Raw genomic sequence first — 2,820 nt, forward strand, 5'->3', positions numbered from 1 at the left:
GGCCCGGCACCTGTGCCGGGCCCCACTCGCCTACGTACGTGCGCCGCGCTGCGCGTCCGTCGGCTCAGACGGTGGTGACGACCTGCTCGAAGTCGAGGCGCGGGGAACGCGGGGACCAGGCGTCGTCGCCCGGCTTGCCGATGTTGACCACCATCAGCGGGGTGTGGTCGACGTCCAGGAACTCCTTCTGGATGCCCGCGGAGTCGAAGCCCGACATCGGGCCGGCGGCGAGGCCGGCGGCCCGGACGCCGATGATGAAGTACGCGGCCTGGAGGGCGCCGTTCATCCCGGCGCTGCTCTCGCGCACCGGACGCTCCGCGAAGAACGCGTCCTTGGCCTGCGGGAAGCGCGGGAACAGCTCGGGCAGCTCCTCGTGGAACTCGTTGTCCGCGGAGAGGATCGCCACCAGCGGGGCGGTGCCGGTCTTGGCCTGGTTGCCCTGCGACATGTGGGCGACCAGGCGGGCGCGGGCCTCGGGGGAGCGGACGAGCGTCACCCGGAGCGGGGACTGGTTGAACGCCGTCGGGCCGAACTTCACCAGGTCGTAGATGGCCTGCACCTGCTCCTCGGTCACCGGCTCGTCGGTGAAGGAGTTCGCGGTGCGGGCCTCGCGGAAGAGGAGGTCCTGAGCGGTGGGGTCCAGTACGAGAGACATGAATACCTTCGTGTGCGGGGGTGGGGTCCGCGTGGGGCGAGCCCTCCGAACGTGCGAAGAACAGCGTAACCCCTATTCGATTGAACATTCAACAAATGGAGTCGGGATCGGCCAACGAACGCCGTCCCGCGGGGGCGGTCGGTGACGTGCGGGTGGGCCGTACGCGCGGGCACGGGCGGGGCGTGCGGGCGCGGGCAGGGCGTGTACGCAGGGCGTGTGAGTGGGGCGTGCGGGTAGGGAGGGAGGCGCCCCGGGGGTGAGCCCTACCCGGGGCGGACGGCGAACCGAAGCGACCGAAACATGACCATCAGGATCGGGATCAGGACGACGCGGAGGCGTCCTCGTCGGCCAACGCGGCGTCCAACCGGGCCCGTGCCCCCTCCAGCCAGCGCCGACACACCTTGGCCAGCTCCTCGCCCCGCTCCCACAGCGCCAGGGACTCCTCCAGCGGGATGCCACCCGTCTCCAGGCGGCGCACCACCTCGATCAACTCGTCACGGGCCTGCTCGTACCCCGGCCCGGCCCCGTCCGTCCCGCTCATGACCCCACCTTATGCGTCGATCCGTCCGCCACCCGGACGGAGAACTCCCCCTCGGCGACCCTGGCGCGCAGCACCGAGCCCTCGGGCGCCTCCTCGGGCGCCCGCACCACATGGCCGTCGTCCCGCTGGAGCACCGCGTACCCCCGCTGGAGCGTCGCCGCGGGGGAGAGGGCCACCACCCGCGCATGGGTGTGCGTCAGCTCGGACAGGCCGCGGTCCAGATGGTGCCCCAGGGTGCGCCGCGCCCGGTCCACCAGGGCGCTGACCTGCTCGGCCCGCTCCTCGACCATGCGGTACGGGTCCTCCATCACCGGGCGGCGCAGCGCATGGGCGAGACCCCGCTCCTCACGTTCGACGAAGGCACCGACCGCGCGGCGCGCCCGGTCCCGCAGCATCCGGACCCGTTCCAGCTCCTCGCCCACGTCGGGGACGACCTTCTTCGCCGCGTCCGTCGGCGTGGACGCCCGTAGATCGGCGACCAGGTCGAGCAGCGGTTGGTCCGGCTCGTGTCCGATCGCCGACACCACCGGGGTGCGGCACTCGGCGACCGTCCGGACCAGTTGTTCGTCCGAGAACGGCAGCAGGTCCTCCACGCTGCCGCCGCCCCGCGCCACGATGATCACGTCGACCTCGGGCAGGCCGTCCAACTCCTTGACCGCTTCCACGACCGCGGGCACCGCGTGCACGCCCTGGACGGGTACGTTGCGCACCTCGAAGCGGACGGCCGGCCAGCGGTGCCGGGCGTTCTCCAGCACGTCGCGCTCCGCGGCCGAAGCCCGCCCGCACACCAGCCCGACGAGCTGCGGAAGGAAGGGCAGCGGACGCTTGCGCTCGGCGGCGAACAGGCCCTCGGCCGTCAGCGACTTCCGTAGCCGTTCGAGCCGGACGAGCAGTTCGCCCACGCCGACCGGCCGTATCTCGGTGGCCCGCAGCGACAGCTGGCCGCGGGGCGCGTACCACTCCGGCTTGGCCGACAGCACCACGCGCGCGCCCTCGGAGACGACGTCCGCGACCGCGTCGAAGACCTGGCGGTAACAGGTGACGCCGACCGAGATGTCGTGCGACGCGTCCCGCAGGGTCAGGAACACCACTCCGGCGCCCGGCCGGCGCGAGATCTGGGTGATCTGCCCCTCGACCCAGACCGCGCCCAGTCGGTCGATCCACCCGCCGATCAGGCGCGAAACGTCGCCGACGGGTAGCGGGTTCTCCGCGGACGTGGTGACAGCCATGCGCCCGAGCGTAGCGGCACCCACTGACAGTGGGGTGCGCGGTCTGGGGGGCCTTCCGGGGGTTCGTCGTCCCCCTGCGGGTGGGTGGGGGTTGCTCGCGCAGTTCCTCGCGCCCCTGACGGGGCGCCCCCCTGACCGCCCGGCGCGGCCCGGCGGTCGAGGCACCCAACGGAACGCCCAGCCCGCACCCACACGGCACCACCGACGCCAGCCGGGGCGTCCCTCAGGACCCGCGCCCCGATAGGGGCGCGAGGAACTGCGCAAACCCACAGCGCACCTGCACGGCACCAGCGCACGCGGGTCGGGGCGCACCGTTAAGGGGCGCGGGGAACTGCGCAAACCCACCGCGTACCTGCACGGGATCGGCGCACGCGGGTCGGGGCGCACCGTTAAGG

General features: G+C 72.8%; 3 protein-coding genes. All 3 read right to left on the reverse strand.

The window, feature by feature from the left end; all coding sequences use genetic code 11:
- Nucleotides 1-64 precede the first annotated feature (64 nt).
- The 3 genes from ACFV88_RS33790 to xseA all read right to left on the reverse strand — a co-directional run bounded on the left by ACFV88_RS33790 (nucleotide 65) and on the right by xseA (nucleotide 2,425).
- Nucleotides 65-655, reverse strand: coding sequence for a malonic semialdehyde reductase (locus ACFV88_RS33790; RefSeq protein ID WP_385495968.1), 591 nt, complete (start codon nucleotides 653-655; stop codon nucleotides 65-67).
- Between the two features lie 319 nt (nucleotides 656-974).
- Nucleotides 975-1,196: an exodeoxyribonuclease VII small subunit gene (locus ACFV88_RS33795; protein ID WP_385495969.1), complete on the reverse strand. Its 222-nt coding sequence runs from the start codon at nucleotides 1,194-1,196 to the stop codon at nucleotides 975-977.
- On the reverse strand, nucleotides 1,193-2,425 hold the full coding sequence (xseA, locus tag ACFV88_RS33800) for an exodeoxyribonuclease VII large subunit (RefSeq protein WP_385495971.1): 1,233 nt from the start codon (nucleotides 2,423-2,425) through the stop codon (nucleotides 1,193-1,195). Before xseA ends, ACFV88_RS33795 begins: the two co-directional genes overlap by 4 nt.
- Nucleotides 2,426-2,820: the final 395 nt, after the last annotated feature.

The sequence above is a fragment of the Streptomyces sp. NPDC059816 genome, assembly GCF_042732055.1.
In the GTDB taxonomy this organism is placed as follows: domain Bacteria; phylum Actinomycetota; class Actinomycetes; order Streptomycetales; family Streptomycetaceae; genus Streptomyces.